Annotated in this window: 15 protein-coding genes and 1 riboswitch; all 15 genes read right to left on the reverse strand. The window is 46.0% G+C overall.

Translation table 11 applies throughout. The features are described 5' to 3' along the window. Position 1: 1 nt before the first annotated feature. The 15 genes from NE638_RS10980 to NE638_RS11050 all read right to left on the reverse strand — a co-directional run bounded on the left by NE638_RS10980 (position 2) and on the right by NE638_RS11050 (position 18,295). On the reverse strand, positions 2-415 hold the full coding sequence (locus NE638_RS10980; protein WP_015525969.1) for a hypothetical protein: 414 nt from the start codon (positions 413-415) through the stop codon (positions 2-4). Positions 416-489: 74 nt separating this feature from the next. Next, the gene (locus NE638_RS10985; protein ID WP_059086808.1) at positions 490-1,692 is read right to left on the reverse strand and encodes a class I SAM-dependent rRNA methyltransferase; all 1,203 of its coding nucleotides are present in this window, start codon (positions 1,690-1,692) and stop codon (positions 490-492) included. 232 nt (positions 1,693-1,924) lie between these two features. Continuing rightward, entirely contained in the window at positions 1,925-3,433 is a 1,509-nt protein-coding gene (locus tag NE638_RS10990; RefSeq protein ID WP_173746185.1) for a DUF1002 domain-containing protein, read from the reverse strand. A 245-nt stretch (positions 3,434-3,678) separates the two neighbouring features. Next, on the reverse strand, positions 3,679-4,782 hold the full coding sequence (locus NE638_RS10995; RefSeq protein WP_173746186.1) for an ABC transporter ATP-binding protein: 1,104 nt from the start codon (positions 4,780-4,782) through the stop codon (positions 3,679-3,681). 3 nt (positions 4,783-4,785) lie between these two features. Beyond that, positions 4,786-5,805, reverse strand: a complete 1,020-nt coding sequence (locus NE638_RS11000; protein ID WP_044961544.1) for a FecCD family ABC transporter permease — start codon at positions 5,803-5,805, stop codon at positions 4,786-4,788. 96 nt (positions 5,806-5,901) lie between these two features. Continuing rightward, the gene (locus NE638_RS11005) at positions 5,902-7,047 is read right to left on the reverse strand and encodes an ABC transporter substrate-binding protein (RefSeq protein WP_092070157.1); all 1,146 of its coding nucleotides are present in this window, start codon (positions 7,045-7,047) and stop codon (positions 5,902-5,904) included. After that, positions 7,044-7,943: a hypothetical protein gene (locus NE638_RS11010; RefSeq protein ID WP_173741257.1), complete on the reverse strand. Its 900-nt coding sequence runs from the start codon at positions 7,941-7,943 to the stop codon at positions 7,044-7,046. Before NE638_RS11010 ends, NE638_RS11005 begins: the two co-directional genes overlap by 4 nt. Before the next feature lie 121 nt (positions 7,944-8,064). Next, positions 8,065-9,357, reverse strand: a complete 1,293-nt coding sequence (locus tag NE638_RS11015; protein ID WP_015525974.1) for a sirohydrochlorin cobaltochelatase — start codon at positions 9,355-9,357, stop codon at positions 8,065-8,067. Between the two features lie 162 nt (positions 9,358-9,519). Next, a riboswitch (cobalamin riboswitch) is annotated at positions 9,520-9,694 on the reverse strand. A gap of 319 nt (positions 9,695-10,013) precedes the next feature. After that, entirely contained in the window at positions 10,014-11,393 is a 1,380-nt protein-coding gene (locus tag NE638_RS11020; RefSeq protein ID WP_022426410.1) for an NAD(P)/FAD-dependent oxidoreductase, read from the reverse strand. 119 nt (positions 11,394-11,512) lie between these two features. Beyond that, positions 11,513-13,789, reverse strand: a complete 2,277-nt coding sequence (locus tag NE638_RS11025) for a DNA internalization-related competence protein ComEC/Rec2 (protein WP_244094836.1) — start codon at positions 13,787-13,789, stop codon at positions 11,513-11,515. A gap of 44 nt (positions 13,790-13,833) precedes the next feature. Continuing rightward, positions 13,834-14,781 carry a GerMN domain-containing protein gene (locus NE638_RS11030; RefSeq protein WP_021651566.1) on the reverse strand — a complete coding sequence of 316 codons (948 nt, stop codon included), beginning with the start codon at positions 14,779-14,781 and terminating at the stop codon, positions 13,834-13,836. A gap of 10 nt (positions 14,782-14,791) precedes the next feature. After that, entirely contained in the window at positions 14,792-16,222 is a 1,431-nt protein-coding gene (locus NE638_RS11035; protein WP_022426407.1) for a sensor histidine kinase, read from the reverse strand. Positions 16,223-16,225: 3 nt separating this feature from the next. Beyond that, the gene (locus tag NE638_RS11040) at positions 16,226-16,915 is read right to left on the reverse strand and encodes a response regulator transcription factor (RefSeq protein WP_015525979.1); all 690 of its coding nucleotides are present in this window, start codon (positions 16,913-16,915) and stop codon (positions 16,226-16,228) included. A gap of 10 nt (positions 16,916-16,925) precedes the next feature. Further along, positions 16,926-17,753 (reverse strand): helix-hairpin-helix domain-containing protein, encoded by an 828-nt coding sequence (locus NE638_RS11045; protein ID WP_173746187.1) that lies wholly within the window; start codon positions 17,751-17,753, stop codon positions 16,926-16,928. A gap of 110 nt (positions 17,754-17,863) precedes the next feature. After that, positions 17,864-18,295, reverse strand: coding sequence for a DMT family transporter (locus tag NE638_RS11050; protein ID WP_021651570.1), 432 nt, complete (start codon positions 18,293-18,295; stop codon positions 17,864-17,866). Positions 18,296-18,331 lie beyond the last annotated feature (36 nt).

Genomic DNA, 18,331 nt, shown 5'->3' on the forward strand with positions numbered 1-18,331 from the left:
GTCAGCTCCTTTTTACGAATTTTGTGTGGCATTTCGGACATTCGATCTCGATCTTGCCCTTTCCCTTTGGAATACGTATCTTCTGTCCGCAGCCCGGACAGCTGTAGATGTGATGGGTCTTTCTCTGCTTCATCAGATCCTTTTCTTTATTAAAGCGAAAACGGAACTTTGACGTCATCTGAAGGAATTTCTGATTTTCGGCATAACGCTGCTGGATATTTCTGGAAAAAATACGTATATATGCATATACGATCGCTGCGACCCCGAGAATGTCAAGGGTGCTGCCGACAGTTCTGCTGAATATATTGGCAAACATTGCCAGAATGATCAGAACCAGTGCGACTCCCATGGTGAACCTGGAAAGATCATCCACTCCATAACGTCCCTGCATAAATTTATTAAATTTGTCTCTCATATAATCTGCATCTCCTTTTCACTGCCATACGGCACTGCCCAAAAATTTCCGTAAAAAAATCCGGATGGCAGTTCCTAACGGTCATTGCATACCTGGAAAATGTAGAATTTCAGATAATAGGACTCATCTGCTGACCAGAGGATCGGATGATCCGGTGCCTGTGTACGGTACTCTACCTGGCGCAGTCTCTTATGGACATTCTTCGCTGCCTGACCGATGGTCTGTGTAAACAGCTCATACGTCATAAAATGAGAGCAGGAACAGGTTGCGAGAAATCCGCCGTCCTTTACAAGACGCATTGCACGGAGATTGATCTCACGGTATCCCTTGATGGCATTTTTTACAGAGCTTCTGGATTTCGTAAATGCCGGAGGATCCAGTACCACAACATCAAATTTCTCTCCCTTCTCCTCAAGCTCGGGAAGAAGTTCAAAAACATCCTCACAGAGGAATTTCACTGTTCCGTCCAGGCCGTTCAGACTGGCGTTTCTTCTTGCCTGCAGGACTGCAGTTTCCGACGCATCCACACCAAGAACACTCTGTGCCCCTGCAATTCCCGCATTCAGGGCAAAAGAGCCGGTATGTGTAAAGCAGTCCAGAACCTTCGCCCCCTTGCAGAGCTTCTGGATAGCAAGACGGTTATATTTCTGATCCAGGAAAAATCCGGTCTTCTGCCCGTCCCTGATATCTACTTCATATTTCACACCGTTCTCTTCAATCTGAACAAGTGTCGGAAATTCTTCTCCGATAAATCCCTTGGTAAGTTCCATTCCTTCCTGGCGGCGTACCTTTGCATCACTTCGCTCATAGACTCCACGGATCCGGATCCCATCCTCAGCAAGGACTTCCTTCAGTGCATCTAGGATCGTTTCTTTAAGACGGTCGATTCCCAGTGCAAGAGACTGTACAACAAGCACATCTGAAAACTTATCCACAACAAGACCCGGAAGAAAGTCTGCTTCTCCGAAGATCACACGGCAGCTTCCGGTATCTACTACCTTCTTACGATACTCCCATGCGTCGCGGACACGTTGTTTCAAAAATTCCGGACTGATCTCTGTACGCTCATCTCTGGTAAGCATACGGACTGTGATCTTGGAATTGGTGTTGATAAATCCTCTTCCCATTGGATATCCGTCAAAGTCCCGGACCAGAACGATATCTCCGTTCACAAAGCTTCCCATGATGCTTGCGATCTCATTGTCATATACCCAGAGGCCTCCTGATTTCAGGAATCTGCCTTCGCCTTTTTTTAATGTTACTACTGCCAGGCTCATAAATTCTACCTTTTCCCTTTCTCGTTTCCCTATCACGGTTTGCGATGTATGAGTCCACAAAACCGATTTACGGTCAATTTTATCACAGAAAAATCCATTTTTCCAGTGCTTACACAAATCCTTGTCGTAAATCACAAAATTTTCATGATATCTTTCCGGCACGACAAAAAATACCGCAGCAGAGGTTGTTTTCTCTGCTGCGGTATTTTTTATCTCTTTTTCTGTAAATCTTTTATTCTGCTGCGGATTCCTCAGAAGAGTCCGTGTTCTCGCCGTAAAGACCTGCCAGATATTTCATGGTTTCTTTATAAAGTGTCTGCTTATCTTCCTGGGGAACATCTGCAAGAATAGCTGCTGTCACGTCTGTGGCCTCTGTGTCCTCCTGGGAACTGTCAATACTGAACAGCTTCTTCAGCTTCTGATCCATCATATTCAGCTCTGTACTCTGATATTTTTCTGTACCATCTGCCTCATAGGATTCTGTACCATCCTTCAGGATATCATAATAATCCTTCTCAACAGTTTCTGCCACACTCTTCGCTGTCTGCTCATCCAGTGTTACCGTTGCCACTGCCTCTGTATCCTCCGTTGCAGCGAGAAGGGAATCTGCATCTCCCTCATACTCGCCTTTTACAAAGAGGACAAATTTGTCATAATTGTTCTTTGCTTCTTCGCTGAGCACGGAAGTATCGTTTTCTGCACTGTCTGCCTGGTCTGAGCTGTCTGTACTTTCTGAAGATTCTGTATCTTCTTTTGCCTCCGGGATTCCGGTCTCATTGCTTGTATCCTGAGAATCTGCTCCTGTTTCTTCCTCAAGACCCGGATCCTCTGTGGAGCTCTGGATCACATCGTCACCAAGAATGCTGTCATTTACATTGTTGACGATATCATCAGAAGAATCTGCATCCACATCTACGGTTTCATCACTGCTCTCGCCATCCAGCGTATCATCAGAGGAAGAGGTCTGGCCTGTGGTATTGGCATCTACCTGCTCCAGTGTTTCCTTCACATCATCATAATTGTAATCCTGCTGTGAGATCTGCTTCAGAAGAGACACGATCCTGTCAATATCGTCCTGGCTTACGGAAATATTGTTCTGCTCAGCCACATTGATAACAATATTCTGGATCTCATCTGCATTCTGTACTCCGTTCTGGATCACATCCATCTTGGACTGGTTTACAACTGTTGTCGCCTCATTTTTACCAACCTTATCTGCAAGCTCACCGGTGGTTACGATCTCCTGGTTGGCAAGCTTCGTCTTGGTCTCATCCAACTTCTCTCCACTGGCCTTCTCATATGCCATCTGGATGCCGGTAAGTGCGCCTGTTCCGGATACTTCCATCGGGCAGGCAGCAACTACTTCACAGTTCTTCACACCGGATGTGGAAAGTGTCGTTGCGATCATATTACCTGTCACCCAGTTCAGATTTGCTGTGCGGACCTTGATCCCGCCGGACTGTGTAGGCTTCACATAGGCACAGCTCAAAGTTCTGGAACCGATCTGGGACTGTGGCGCAATATTATCCAGGTGTTTATGCTCATCCTCATTTGTAATGGTCATCACCTGCACCTGATCGGAACTTACATTAAAATATTTCATCATTGTCTGCTTCTGGGCATCCGTAAGATCTGCTCCAAGTGTTACTACCTTCGATGCATCTGCAAATACGGGATTTACACTTCCTGCCACAAGACATGCACTGCAGAGCAGAGCTGCGATCATGTTTCTTTTTTTCATTGATCTTCCCTCCATATATTTTTTCGGATCGATTGTATCTACTTAACTTTTGCGGTGTAAAGCGGACATTCCTCTTCGTTACTTACATCTCCACGAATGCGAGCGCTTCACGATCTGTCGTTCTTGTCATATTATAACACAGCTGCTGAAATATTTGTAATTTATATTATATAAAAAACGCTGCCGGAAATTATATCACTCATTTCTGACAGCGTTTTATTGTTTTTCTCATTTTCCCAGAGAACTTATCTGATCTGGTTTAATTTTCCGGTTTCTTTTGCTTTTTTCAACAATTCCCGGTTTTTTTCATTCATGATACCAAAATCCTTCAGCGGACAGTACACTTTTTCACATTTTCCCAGGAACTCCAGTGCTTCTTCAAAGGCAGACTCCGAAATGCATTCAAAAGGCTTCTCCGTGATCACTTTTGCAGCCAGTTCTTTTGCCACCTGATAATCTGCATCATTGGTATGGAGAACTCCGGTCACAAAAGGAATCCCCTGTCGCTGCAGCTTCCGATATACCGGAATCCCACTTCCATTTCCTCCGATCACAAACACCTCCGGTTTTCCGGCCGGAGGTTCCATTTCCACGCAGCCGAATTCTGCATTATAGCTTCCACGGGTGATGCCATAAAGCTTCCGAATATAATCGGAAGTAAAGATTTCCTCCGGTGCACCATATTTCTCAATGTGATCTCCATGAACACAGATCACCTGGTCAGAAATCTTCTGGGCAAGATCCAGCTCATGAAGGGACATGATCACCGTCATCTGTTTTTCCAATACCATCTTCTTCAAAATGGCAAGAAGCTCCAGCTTATGCCGGATATCCAGGAAGGAGGTCGGTTCATCCAGGATAATGATCTCCGGTTCCTGGCAGATGGCGCGTGCCAGAAGGATACGCTGTCTCTGTCCGTCACTGATAGCTGTAAAATCCCGGTTCTTCAGATCCCAGGCGTGAACCATCTCCATGGCACTTTTAACTTTTTCCTTGTCCTCTGCGGAAAGGATCCCGAGAGTTCCGGTATAGGGATATCGTCCGGTGGATACCACATCCTCACAGGTCATAAGCTCCGGTCGCATGCGCTCGGTAAGTACTACAGCCAGTTTTTTTGACACTTCCCTGTTGGTCATCCGGCTCATCTGTTCCTGTTCCAGATATACCGTTCCGCTGATCAGGGAAAGCTGTCTTGTGATACTCTTCAAAATAGTAGATTTTCCGGCACCGTTGGGACCGATCAGTGTCAGGATCTCTCCTTTATTCAGCTGAATATTGATCTCTTTGATCAGCGGTTTTCCATCATAGCCTACGGTCAGCTGATCTGTATAAAAAAAATATGATTTCATCGTTTATATCCTCTGCTGTCTGCGAATCATGATATAGATAACTACCGGTGCTCCGAAAACTGCTGTCACAGAACTGATGCTCAGCTCCGTCGGTGCAAATACAGTTCTTGCGATCAGGTCACAGAACAGGCAGAACACTGCACCGCCCAGAAAACAGGCCGGGATCACAAGCAGGGGTTTTGCAGTCTTCAGGAGACTTTTTGCAATATGAGGCACAGCGATCCCCACGAAGGAGATCGGCCCTGCAAAAGCGGTCACACAGGCAGAAAGAATACTGGAAAGCAAGATCAGAAGTATCCGGAAAGCCTTGATATTAACTCCCATATTCTGCGCGTAAGTCTCCCCCAGCTGATAGGCGCTGATCGGTTTTGACATAAAAAATACGATCACCATGGTAAGAAGTACCACAGCAGCCATAGTCTGCACATTCCCCCAGGTCATACCGGAAAAGCTTCCCAGTGACCAGTTGTGAAGATTGACTATGTTGGAATCATCTGCAAAGGTCACCACAAAGTCTGTGATGGCCGAACAGATATAGCCGATCATAACACCACTGATGACCAGCATGGACATGTTGTGGACTTTTTTTGCCACAAGGAGCACAAAGCCCATGGAAATCATTGAGCCTGCAAAAGCAGCCAGGATCATGGCACCGGAACCGATGGACACCGATCTGCTTAAAAAAAAGATCATCAGAAGCGCCACGATCAGCTTGGCACCGGAAGAGATCCCCAGTACAAAGGGTCCCGCGATAGGATTGTTAAAAAAGGTCTGCAGCAAAAATCCGGAAACAGAAAGTGCTCCGCCAAGGATGATAACTGCCAGTATCCTGGGAAGACGGATCTCCCAGACGATATTATAAGAAGTTTCATCTCCCTGATGCCGGAATATGATATTCAGGATCTCCTTCACAGAGAGGTGGATACTTCCGGAATTTACATTCCATATAAATAAAAAGATTAAAAGTACCGCAAGGATCACAAAAGAGATCCCGTATCGGACTGCGCGTTTTCTGTCATTCATTTTTCTGGTACACTCCTCTTCTGTTTTGTTATCCTGTCCTTTCGTTTCCTGCTCACAGGTGGAAACCGGCAAAGGAGTTAAAACGAACACTGGAATTTATTTCAGTTTATGCATATAGGTCAGATCATCCAGAGAATCATCATCTGTAGTCAGCATGGTGTGGATATCCTCGATCATGGTTCCAAGTCCGGTAGTTTCCTGGAAGAGATTTTTGCCTGTGCACCAGACATTTCCGTTCTTCACTGCCTTGAAATCTGCAAGAAGCTTACTTTTGGAAAGAAGCTCATCAATGGTCTTAAGTTCCCCGTCAATCGTACTGTTATAGATGATATAGTCTGCATCCTTCGCCTTGGCATAAAACTCTTCCATCTGCATATTCATGGTGGAAAGAGCATTGTCATTTACTCCCGTATCCTCCGGAACATAATTTCCTCCTGCGAGAGAGATCATTTCTGAAACATAGTCGCCGCTTTTTCTTATATTTACCGCACCTACGGAGTTGATATAAAAGAACGCTACGGTCTTGTCTGTTTTATCTGCTGTGAGAACCTTATCCAGCTTGTCCGTCTGCTCTTTGAAAACCTTTTCTGCCACATCTTCTTTTCCCAGAAGAACTGCGTAAAGCTTCATCCATTCGGTTCTTCCAAGAGGGTGACTCTCATAACTGGAACGCTCTACCATTACAGGGATCCCGAACTGCTCCAGCTTCTCCTGTACCTCCGGATTGTGATGGATCATGGTGGATTCAATGGCAAGGTCACAGCCATCGTTCAGGATCAGCTCGTAATCCGGAGCACTGTACTTGCCGGCATAGATCATCTTTTTCTGTTCCATAGCGTCCTTTGCTTCCTGGATATACCATCCGTCTTCCTTGGTTCCGGAAAGCTTGATGCTGTCAATCCCGTCGATAGCGCGGAAAAGATCCATGGCCGAGGTTGCTACCAGATAGATATTGTTTATGGGCTGCTGCAGAACCGCAATGTCAGGATCCAGCCCCTCCGGTGCTTTCTTGCCTTCGGGAACTACAAGAAACTGTCCTTCCTGATCAATGGTGAGCAGCGCATAGCCATCGTTGTAGTAATCCACATTAAATTCCTTTGCGTAGGAAAGCTCCATACTGTGATCAAAGGTAAGGCCTGGAATATCCGCAGGCTTATGTTCTGTCTCTGCTGCCTGCACTGCAAAAGCACACCCCAGGATCAGGGTCAGCGTCAGAAATATGTATGAAATTATTTTTTTCATTTTTCTTCCTTTTTCATGCTTGAAGAATCAAAATTCAGGGTATACTCAATCTCGTGAGGAGTACTCATGGCTACAGTATCTGCAGTCACTTCCATTTCTGCGTCAAAGACTGTGACCGGGATCTCAAATGTGGAGTTTCCGTCTTTGTTCACCGGCTCATATTTTTCGCCGTCCACGATCATGTAATCATAATTCGGACTGCTCCAGATGATGGTTGCCGTAGCTTCTTTGTCCTTGATCTCTACTTTAGCTGGAGATTCTACAGATGCTCTTCCTGATCCGCCTGTAAGGGTTACATCCGTCTCATAGGTTCCGTCCTCCAGCTTCAGTTCTTCCGGTTTTTTCCCTTCGGATTTTTTGTCGTCAGAGGTTTTTACAGGATTCTTTACGCTGACTTTATGGTCGTACCATTTGCCTTTTTCTCCCAGGATCGCCACGTTAAATTCCTCACCAATGGCCGGTACCGGGATATCAAATCCGTAAACCTCCTCTGTATAACCATCGCTGTACTTCACTGTATCTGTGGTCGGCTCAATGATCTCTGCTCCGTCCTTCTGGGCATCCTCGGCAGTTCCCGCAAACAGGTTAACGATCTTCTTGGAAACCAGACTTACGTGGATGGTCATTTTACCATCTTTGACCGTGAGCTCTCCTTTATTGTCATTGGCCTCATTTACATGAAACATGCTGCTGTCTGTATCAAACTCTGCTGTATAAACGCCATCTTCCAGGGTATCTGCTTTGGCTGCATCTGTATCCTTTTCTTCGGAAGCTTCTGCTTCCTCACCGGACTCTGTTTTTGTTTCATCTGTTTTTGCCATCGCAGGCACAGAGCCCAGCACCAGGACTGATGCACTTGCCATTGCAAGAATTAAGTTTACATAGCGTTTTTTCATGATAATCTTCTCCCTTCCATAGATACAGCAATCTGCCCGGAAAACAGTCTTCCTGATCTTTCCGGGCAGTTACATTGATTTCTTATAGGTATCTGAACTCACTCAGATATTTTTATATTTATTATTCTGCGGACTCCTCAGCAGAATCAGCCTCTGTATCTGCTGCTGCATCAGAATCTGCGGACTCCTCAGTGCTTCCCAGAGAATCGATGGCTGCCTTTGTATGCTCTACATAAAGCTTCTCAACTGCTTCGATTCTTCCAAGACCCTCGATCTGGCAGTCAACCTTATCGAAGTTTCCGGATGCTACAAACTGGCTCTTCCAGGAATCCTCCTCATCACCGGCCATATCGTTATTTGCATGGTCTCCGGCAACAACCATCAGCGGACGAAGAACAACGTTCTTGTATCCTGCTTCTTTTACCTTCTCGATAACCTTGTCGCAGGCTGTATCTTCCGGCTTACCCTCTACAGTACCGATGAATGCGTTCTTCAATCCAAGGTTTTCCATCTGTGTCTGCATCTGATCGTATGTAACGTTAGCTGTATGAGATGTTCCATGTCCCATGAATACGAATGCTGTGCCAGCCTCAGCTGCTGCATCCATGCTGTCAAATCCGGCCTCTTTGCAAGCCGTATCTGTGATTGCCTGAGCAACGGCTTTCTTGTCATCATTGATCACAGTTGCATCGTCTCCAACCTCACCGAGCATTGGCTCTGCGATAGCTACAGACTCGAATTTATCTTTATAGCCATTGATCGCTTCTGTCATCTCATCGTACTCAGCACCATGCATCAGATGGGTAGGCTGTACAACCAGATTCTTAACACCATTCTCTACTGCACGGTCAAGAGCCTGCTGCATGTTATCGATCACTTCATCATCTCTTGCCTCTACATGGTTGATGATGATCTGTGCTGTAAATGCTCTTCTTACAGACCAGTCCGGATAAGCTTCTGCAAGAGCATCCTCGATTCCCTTGACATCCTCTGCACGGCTGTCATTGAAGGAAGTACCAAAGCTTACAACAAGAAGTTCATTCTCACCGATCTCATCCTGGTTACGCGGATCGTCCTTGGAAGCATCTCCTGTGTCACGTCCAAAATAATCCGGATCTGCATTCTCACCCTCTACCAGTTCTTTCTGAGCATCTGTCAGAGCATCCCATGCTTCTTTGGCTGCCTTGCAGTCCTCATCTGTTGTGTCGTTTCTTTCCTGTACATAGATCTTGTCGATCAGAGCTGCTACATTATCTGCTGCTTCCTGATCTGCATCAGAAGCCTCTGTGGTATCAGCTGCCTCAGCGTTCTCTTCTGTAGCAGAATCCTCTGCTGCCATTGCTGTTGTAGCCGCACCCATAGAGCATGTCATGGAAACTGCGAGCATCAGAGCTAACATTGTTTTTCTTTTCATTTCTCATTGTCCTCTTTTCATGTATTTCCAGAATACTGATATGTACAAAAAAGCAGCAGCTCTCTGCGGCCGCCTGCTCACACATGATTCTCTGCGCAATACAAATACATAAAAAGAAGTTCTGTATTGTTATGGAGAATACCGATTCGTAAACCGCGAATCCCTGAATCTCACAATAAGGCAGTTCTCCTGACTTGGTTCCACGCTGCTTTCCCTTCCCGGTCTCCCAGTGGTTATAAAAGCAGCTCCCCTTTCACAGTGACGGTATCGTTCCGGATTCTCACCGGATTCTCTTTTGCACATCCGACTGGATGCAACCTTATCATTATAACATTTGCACATATTTTCTTTTACCTGGTTATCTAACTTTTACCACAAACTCATAAATTTGTCAAGATTGATGTCAGACGATTCACGATTTTCTGTGATCTTCACTCACAAAAAATACCTCGCGAATTATTACCAGTGAACAGTAACCGGTTTTCTCCCTGTATCTGTCAGTTATTATCAGAATACTTTCTCCAATATTCATGCATATCCTGCATAAAAAACAGCCCCTTTCTGTCATCACCCTGATATCAGAAATGGACTGTCTTACATCAGATATTCGCAATCCGCTTCGCTACTTGCTCATAACAGATAAACTGCTCTGCAGTTTATCTGTTAAAATACTCCTGCTCCAGGTATCTGGCTACGTAGATTCCGCTGGCAGATGCATGGGACAGAGAATGGGTCACGCCGCTACAGTCTCCGATAACAAAGAGACCCTTGTGGCAGGTTTCCAGATTTTCGTCGATCTCGACCTCCATGTTGTAGAATTTAACCTCAACGCCATAAAGCAAAGTATCATCATCTGCGGTTCCCGGTGCGATCTTATCCAGAGCATAGATCATCTCGATGATGCCATCCAGGATACGTTTCGGCATAACAAGACTTAAATCTCCCGGTGTCGCAGAAAGTGTAGGTGTTACGAAACTTTCCTCAATACGGGCTTTTGTGCTTCGTCTTCCGCGGATCAGATCTCCAAACCGCTGTACCATAACACCACCGCCAAGCATATTGGAAAGTCTTGCAATGCTCTCACCGTATCCGTTGCTGTCATGGAACGGCTCTGAGAAATGCTTGGATACCAGAAGGGCAAAGTTTGTATTGTTGGTATGCTTTGCCGGATCTTCGTAGCTGTGACCGTTTACTGTGATGATACCGTTGGTATTTTCATTCACGACAACACCTCGCGGGTTCATGCAGAAGGTACGGACCATATCCTCAAACTTCTCAGTTCTGTAAACGATCTTGCTCTCATAAAGCTCATCTGTCAGACGGCTGAAAACCTCTGCCGGAAGCTCCACACGGACTCCGATGTCCACACGGTTGGAAAGAGTCGGGATCTTAAGCTCTGTACATACCGTCTCCATCCATTTACTTCCGCTTCGTCCTGCGGAGATGATACAGTAAGTTCCCTCGTAACGCTCATCTCCTACAAAAACTGCATAACCGTCTTCAGTTTTTTCTACTTTGTCAACAGATGCGTCAAAATAGAAGTCCACATGGTCTTTCATTTTTTCATAGAGGTTCTGAAGTACCACATAGTTGATATCTGTTCCCAGGTGACGGACAGATGCATCCAAAAGATGCAGGCCGTTCTGAAGGCAGAGCTTACGGATCTCGCTGTTTGTGGTAGAATAAAGCCTGGTTCCTTCACCGCCATGCATCAGGTTCAGTTTATCTACATATTCCATCAGCTCTGTGGCTGTATCCTTGCCGATATGCTGGTACAGAGTTCCGCCAAACTGATTGGTGATATTATATTTTCCGTCGGAGAAAGCGCCTGCACCGCCAAATCCCTTCATGATCGCACAGGTTTTGCAGTGGATACAGGATTTTACTTTCTTTCCGTCGATGGGACATTTTCTTTTTTCCAGAGGATGACCGGCTTCAAAAACCGCGATCTTTTTCTCCGGATCATTATTCATCAGTTCATAGGCCGCAAAGATTCCACCGGGACCTGCTCCTACGATCAGTACATCATATTTCATAAATAAAAACTCCTTATCTTGTATTGCACATTTTCAGTATTATGTTTTTGCACAAACCCTGTTTATTTTACAACAAACGTGTTCAAAAGTCACCGGTTTTTTCGGTTTTTGAAAAAAACTCAATCCTTCCGGAACCTTCCGATCTTAAGCTTTTTTCCATCTGTTTCCACGGTAATAGCACCGTTTTTCATGGTGTATTCCACCTGACTTCCGGCCTCTTTAAGCCGTTCTACGGTTTCCGGTGACGGATGTCCGTAGGTGTTGGTGGAAGAACAGGAAATGATCGCCACTTCCGGCTTTATTTTCTCAAGAAATGCTTCTGTGGTAGAATAACGGGAACCGTGATGTCCCACCTTCAGACAATCAACATCCTCAAGCCCTCCGGCTGCCAGAAGCTTTTTCTCCGTATCTGCACCGATATCTCCGGTAAAAAGCATCTGAAAATCTCCAAAAGACAACTCCATCACCATAGCTTCCTCATTCACATCTTTTCCTGTGGCATTTTTCTCCGGCCACAGAACAGAAAAAGATACTTTGCCGCAAGGCAATTCATCCCCTTTTCCTGCTGTCATGACCTTAACTCCGGCTGTTTTTGCTGCCTCTGCAAGCTCCCTCCACGCATCTGGTCTTTCCGCCCAGGCAGGCAGGATCAGATATCCGGCCCGGATGGTTGTAAGACCTTTTCCCATATATTCCAGAAGCTCCTTCACACCGTTGATATGATCCTGATCTGTATGGGAAATAAAAATCCCATCCAGCCAGGAAATCCCCTGACTTTTCAATGCCGGCAAAAGGCAGTATCTTCCAAGATCCGACTGGCTGCTGCTTCCTCCGTCGATCAAAAAATGGTGATCCTCCGGGGTCTCCACAAGAATACCGTCACCCTGTCCTACATCCAGGCAGATCACCTTCAGACTTCCTGCTGGATGATATCCCAGTATCAGGATTCCGACTGCCAGAAAAATACCGGCTGTTATCCGGATAGCATATAGCTTCCAACAACCTGCTTCCGCCCGCTCCTCTGCTAGCTCCGATTCCTCACTGACTGCTTTTTTCTTCCGGAGCTGTTCTTTTATATACTGTCCCATAAACAGGACTATGATCAAAAAGCCATAATATACCACGATCTGCCATATTTCCGGCTCCCCTCCGATCCAGGTACTCCATCCTGATCTTCCTGCCAGACTGCAGAGATATTCATAAAAAAGCAGCAGTACCCTTGCCGGCAGGATTACCAGTTTTGCCGCAGGAATACTGAGAATTCCCAGCAGCAGCGCCGCCATTCCTCCAGTCAGCACTACCCCCACACTTGGAAGCACCAACAGATTCAGGATAAATCCGGCAATAGAGACTTCTCCGAAAAACTTCAACATCACCGGCAGAGTCACAAGCTGAAGAGCTATAGGACTTACCAGTGCCTTTGTCCATTTTTTCTCCGCTCCTGCAAGGGCACAGATCTTTTCCGCAGCGAGCCCCATTCCCAGAACACAGCCAAAGGACAGAAGAAATCCGCTGTCCAAGAGATAGGCCGGAGATTCCACAAGGATCATCATGGCAGTTACGGAAAGAGCACTCATCATATCATAGATCCGTCCGGTGATCCTGGCTCCCATGGCGATCAAAAACATAGTTACTGCACGCATGGTGGAAACACTCCCTCCGGTCATGATCCCATACTGTAGCATCACTCCCAGAGAAAAAATCCCGGCAGGCCAGATCCCCAGTCCCATCTTCTTTAGAAGGTTGTAAAGCCCCATTCCCAGAATACTGATATGAAGTCCGCTGATGGCAAGGATATGTATGATTCCGGCCAGCTGATAGCGCATCTGTGTTTCCGGATCCAGTTCCTGTTTGTCTCCAAGCGTTATGGCACAAAAAACAGGCGCATCTTTTCCTGCAGTTTCCTTCAGGATCTGTCTGCAGCTTTCTTTTATCTCCAAAAGGAGCTGCCTGTAGCCGGAATACACTGCTGTTTTCTTTTGGAGCACAGCGTTCTTCATAAAATAATAAATATGACGACAGGCATAAAAGTGTTGGCTGTCAAAGCCCCCCGGATTCGCAGGACCTTCCACTCTTTTCAGCGTTCCCTTGACCAGGATCCGCATTCCCGGTTTCAGATCTTCTTCTTTTTTGAGAAATATTCTTACATTTTCAATTGGAAATTTTTTTGACTGATGGATAAGATATGTTTTTTTCAGATAAACAGACTGGGAAAATTCTGTGTTTTCATACTGTTCCACCTCCCCGCAGATCATGGAACCAGGGTGCGCTTCGATCTGCTCCTGCACATTTAACGGAAGGGGATTCCCCCTGATCAGAGGAATCCCCATAAGCTCCAGTGCGCCAAGACTCAGCACCATAAGAAAACACAAAAGACACATCGGCCTTTTCGCCATAAATGTTCTCCCGTTTTCTGATATTTTGAAATGTTTTATTTTTTCTATTCTTTTTTAGCCTTTGTGTGTGCCAGCAGGCTGTCGTTCCATTCATAGAACTTATAAAGCTGCATATTCTGGCCAAAGGTCACTTCCTTGTTTCCTTCGATGGAAATCTCAACTTTGTCCACATCCGTTGCCGCGATCAGCGTATTTACCACCGAATACACGGCAATCTGTTCCGAAACATCCAGCGCATAATCCTGAAATACGGAATTATAATCCACATAGCAGATTCCGTTTGCTCTCGTCAGGGAAAGTACCTCTGAATTCTCCGGTATTGTAGGATAATGTCCTTTTTCCAGCGGACCTCTTGCAAGCTGCTCCAAAACCACCGTAGCCTTCGGAAGATTTCGTCTGTAGCGGACACTTCTCTGTTCCGCTACCAGTTTATCTCCGTTTTTATTTGTGAAATACAGAGTAAAGGTGTCATAGCTGTACACATCCCCATCGGACCCGGAAAACTCCACAAAGGTGTCGTTGTTCATGGCTCCCACTTCTTCACCCCTGGTATCTGTCAGCGGCTTTTTACCCACATAGATCTCCACAGAATCCACTCCTGGAACCTGTAAAAAGATCTTCACTATACCTGCCCGCACCAGAAGTTCCCTGGTACGTGACATTTTATCATAGGCCTCATTGAATTCTACGTTCAGGACTCCATCCTGTATAGAATAAGAAGAAATCTTTACCCCATCCGGAAAAAGTGAGATTCCGTCTTCCCGGGTCTCACGGTTATTCAAACTCTCGGAAAAATTGCGCAGCATCACTTCTGTTGTTTCCTTCTCCGGAGTATATTTTTCTTCTTTCAGTCTCGTTTCATCGCTGTTGATATAATAAAATCTATACTGCTGTTCTTCGTTTTTATTTCTTCCCGACAAACCTATGAAAGCAACCAGACCAAAAAGGATGCAGGCAGCGGCCACACAGATGATCAAAATCGTTTTTTTCATGCTGTACCTCCTAGGACGGGATATAGGACAGCGGAATCTTCACGGTAAATGTGGTTCCCTCGCCCTCTTTGCTGGATACCTTGATGATCCCATGATGCATGGCTATAGAACTTCTTGTAATAGCAAGTCCAAGACCGGTTCCGCCGATCTCTCTGGAATGGGATTTATCCACACGATAAAAACGCTCAAAGATCCGTTCAATGGAATCTTCCGGTATTCCCAGGCCGGAATCTGCAACCGTCACATAGAAATCCTTATGATCCGCATCCAGTGTTACGCGGACCCATCCCTCATCTACATTGTATTTGATACCATTTTCGACCAGGTTACTGATGGCAAGGGTAAATTTCACCTCATCCACATCTGCGGTTACCGGTCGGAACGAATCCAGGATCAGGTCAATCCTTCTCTGATCTGCAATAGGACGGAGACGCTTCAGGATATTCTCCAGCAGCTCATTGATATTCATATTACTGATATTCATATCTGCTGCTTTTTTGTCCATTTTTACCAGGGAGAGCAGATCGGTGATGATCTTGTTCTCTCTGTCAATCTCTTCTGTGATATCAGAAAGAAATTCCTGATACAGTTCCTCCGGAACCCCCTGCTGTCCTACCAGCGAATCCGCCAGAACCTTCATTGAAGTCATAGGTGTCTTCAGCTCATGAGACACATTGGATACAAACTCCTGTCTGGATTCATCCAACGTCTTCATTCTGGAAAGCATCTTGTTAAATGCATCTGTGATCAAAGCTGTCTCTGTATAATCCGGTACCGAGATCTCCTCATTCTGATATCCGTCTGTAAGGTCCTCGATTGCTTTCGTTACCCTGGCAAATGGCTTCACCAGGATCGTGGAAAGAATATACCCAAGAAAAATGGCCAGCACTACAATGATACCGATGATCAGAATCCCTTTCTGCTCCAGTTCATGGATAGTTGCTGTCACCTCACTGGAAGATGCCATGATCATCATGGCACCCTGCACCTGTTTTACATCCGGACTTTTTACCGGAACTGCCAGGATCAGCTTCTGGCTGTCAGAGTCATATTGGTAGGCATCTTCTCCTTTAAAACAGTTCAATACTTTCTGGGAAACCAGAGTCCTGCCCTCATCCACGCCATAGGTATCCTTGATGATCCTGAAATCCCTGTCTACAATGAGAATCCTGCCACCATAGCTGTTGGACAGTAATTCCAGCTTGCTGTTCACCGTCTGAGAGCTGGTGTCATTCAGATAATTCTCCTTGATCAGCAGGTCGCACATGATGTCACAGATGTTCTCCATGCTCTGCACACGGTTGGCAATGGCACGATCTTCATAGTTGGCAATGACCATTTCCGTTACGATGACACTCGGTACGATTCCCAGTATGATCAGGATGATCAGAATACGAAAGCGGAGACTTTTGAAAAATTTGCCGTTCTTTTTGAACTTCACAGGTTATGCCTGGAAATAGTAGCCCACACCCCATTTGGTGTGTACATATTTCGGCTCACTGGGATTGGCCTCGATCTTTTCTCTCAGGCGGCGGATATGTACATCTACGGTACGGACATCTCCCGGATATTCATAGCCCCATACGATATTCAGAAGATTTTCTCTGCTGTATACCTTGTTCGGATTGAATACCAGCAGCTCCAGCACATCAAATTCCTTGGCTGTGAGGTTGATCTCTTTTCCGGAGATAAATACGCGGCGTCCTTCGCAGTCCAGCTTCAGTTCTCCGACTTCCACAGTCTTGGCCTTCTCCTGCTTGTCCTGTTTGCTGCCTGCACGGCGGATGATCGCCTTGATGCGGGCTTTGACTTCCAGGATATTGAAAGGCTTGGTGACATAATCATCAGCTCCGTATTCCAGACCCAGGATCTTATCCATATCTTCTCCTTTTGCTGTAAGCATGATGATCGGAACATTGGAAAATTCACGGATCTGCTGGCATACCTCAAGACCGTCCATTTTTGGAAGCATCAGGTCAAGAAGGATGATATCGTACTCTCCTGCTTTTGCTTTTTCCAGTGCTTCCTCTCCGTCATAGGCACAGTCCACTTCCATTCCGTCCTGCTCCAGACTGAAGCGAAGTCCCTTGACAATCAGTTTCTCATCATCTACTACCAATACTTTCCTGCTCATTTAGCGCTCCTTACTTTATTGCTATTTTATCCTTTATCTTCTCATAGGTTCCTTCTTTGATGCCTGGTACATTCATGATATCCTCTGCTGAAGTAAAGGGACCGTTCTCTTCCCTGTAAGCGATGATCGCCAGGGCCTTGGACTCCCCTACACCTGTGAGAGTAGTAAGCTGGGATACATCAGCGGTGTTCAGATTGATCTTCTGCTCTGTGGAAGATGCAGTCTCGGCTTCACCGGAATCCTCTCCGGCGGATTTCTGTCCGCTCGCCGTTTCGGTACTGTTTTCTGCTGTGACTTCCGATCCATCCTGGGTAGCTGCGATCCGCTGGCTGTCCACCTCCGCCTGGGTAGGCACATAAACCTGCTGTCCATCGGAAAGTCCCTTAGCACGGTTGAGATAGCTTGCCGCAGCTTCCGGAAGATATCCTCCGGCCTGCTCGATAGCCTGAAAAACACGGCTGCCATATGGAAGCTCATAGACTCCCGGGCTGGTCACTGCTCCACATATATCTACATAAATGGTCTGAGGGGTGTCTGAGATATCCGGCAGCTGTTTTTCAACCTCCGGAGCCGGTTCCTCCGCAGACTCATTCTGTTTCTTCTGTGATATATCTGCCGCAGCCACTGCGGATTCCTTCCCGGATACTTCACTTTCCGTATCCTTCGGTTCTTCCTGCTCTGCATCCATTCCGGATGCTTCCGTACTTTCTTCCTGCACCAGTTCTTTCTCCAGAAATTCTGTTCCGTCATCCTTACAGCCTGTCAGCCCTGCCAGGATCTGTAACAAAAATATGGAAAAAACAAGCCGAACACTTCTGATATGTGATCTTATTTTCATAGGTAGGCGGTTCACTCCTTTCCGCCGATGTGGCGGCAGGTGCCCCGTTACTCATGCAAAACCATACCTTATTTTAACGAAGTATTACAAATATTACAATACTTTTATTTCTATTTCCATTTGAAAATAACCACACCTGCAATACAGATCAGCATTCCCAACAGCTTTCTCCACTGAAAATCTGCTCTTTCCACACCGAAAATCCCCAGCAATTCTATAAGATAAGCCACCGCAAGCTGAGAAATGACAATAAGCATAACCGCCCGCGCAGGCCCCAGACTTCCCATACTCCGGATCACTGTGATAGTGATAAATGCACCGATCACTCCTCCGAGTAAATTATATTTAGCCTCTACCTGCCACAGCATGCCGATACTTTCTCTGCCTGTGAAAAACCATGCTGCCACACAGACCAGAAATGCAGAAAACTGTACCCAGCCGGTTGAAACCCACAGACTGGTCTGTTTTGTTACATTTGTGTTAAATACCCCTTGAATACTCATCAGTGCACCTGAGATCAGTGCTGACAAAAATCCCCACATAAAAATCCCTCCATATATACTCCATTTCCGGTATTA

Source organism: Blautia sp. MSK.18.38, assembly GCF_024460535.1.
Lineage (GTDB): Bacteria > Bacillota > Clostridia > Lachnospirales > Lachnospiraceae > Blautia_A > Blautia_A fusiformis.

Bases quoted from the DNA above. Each gene is read 5' to 3' on its own strand.
- NE638_RS10980 (WP_015525969.1), bottom strand. From the start codon at position 415: ATGAGAGACAAATTTAATAAATTTATGCAGGGACGTTATGGAGTGGAT.
- NE638_RS10985 (WP_059086808.1), bottom strand. From the start codon at position 1,692: ATGAGCCTGGCAGTAGTAACATTAAAAAAAGGCGAAGGCAGATTCCTG.
- NE638_RS10990 (WP_173746185.1), bottom strand. From the start codon at position 3,433: ATGAAAAAAAGAAACATGATCGCAGCTCTGCTCTGCAGTGCATGTCTT.
- NE638_RS10995 (WP_173746186.1), bottom strand. From the start codon at position 4,782: ATGAAATCATATTTTTTTTATACAGATCAGCTGACCGTAGGCTATGAT.
- NE638_RS11000 (WP_044961544.1), bottom strand. From the start codon at position 5,805: ATGAATGACAGAAAACGCGCAGTCCGATACGGGATCTCTTTTGTGATC.
- NE638_RS11005 (WP_092070157.1), bottom strand. From the start codon at position 7,047: ATGAAAAAAATAATTTCATACATATTTCTGACGCTGACCCTGATCCTG.
- NE638_RS11010 (WP_173741257.1), bottom strand. From the start codon at position 7,943: ATGAAAAAACGCTATGTAAACTTAATTCTTGCAATGGCAAGTGCATCA.
- NE638_RS11015 (WP_015525974.1), bottom strand. From the start codon at position 9,357: ATGAAAAGAAAAACAATGTTAGCTCTGATGCTCGCAGTTTCCATGACA.
- NE638_RS11020 (WP_022426410.1), bottom strand. From the start codon at position 11,393: ATGAAATATGATGTACTGATCGTAGGAGCAGGTCCCGGTGGAATCTTT.
- NE638_RS11025 (WP_244094836.1), bottom strand. From the start codon at position 13,789: ATGGCGAAAAGGCCGATGTGTCTTTTGTGTTTTCTTATGGTGCTGAGT.
- NE638_RS11030 (WP_021651566.1), bottom strand. From the start codon at position 14,781: ATGAAAAAAACGATTTTGATCATCTGTGTGGCCGCTGCCTGCATCCTT.
- NE638_RS11040 (WP_015525979.1), bottom strand. From the start codon at position 16,915: ATGAGCAGGAAAGTATTGGTAGTAGATGATGAGAAACTGATTGTCAAG.
- NE638_RS11045 (WP_173746187.1), bottom strand. From the start codon at position 17,753: ATGAAAATAAGATCACATATCAGAAGTGTTCGGCTTGTTTTTTCCATA.
- NE638_RS11050 (WP_021651570.1), bottom strand. From the start codon at position 18,295: ATGTGGGGATTTTTGTCAGCACTGATCTCAGGTGCACTGATGAGTATT.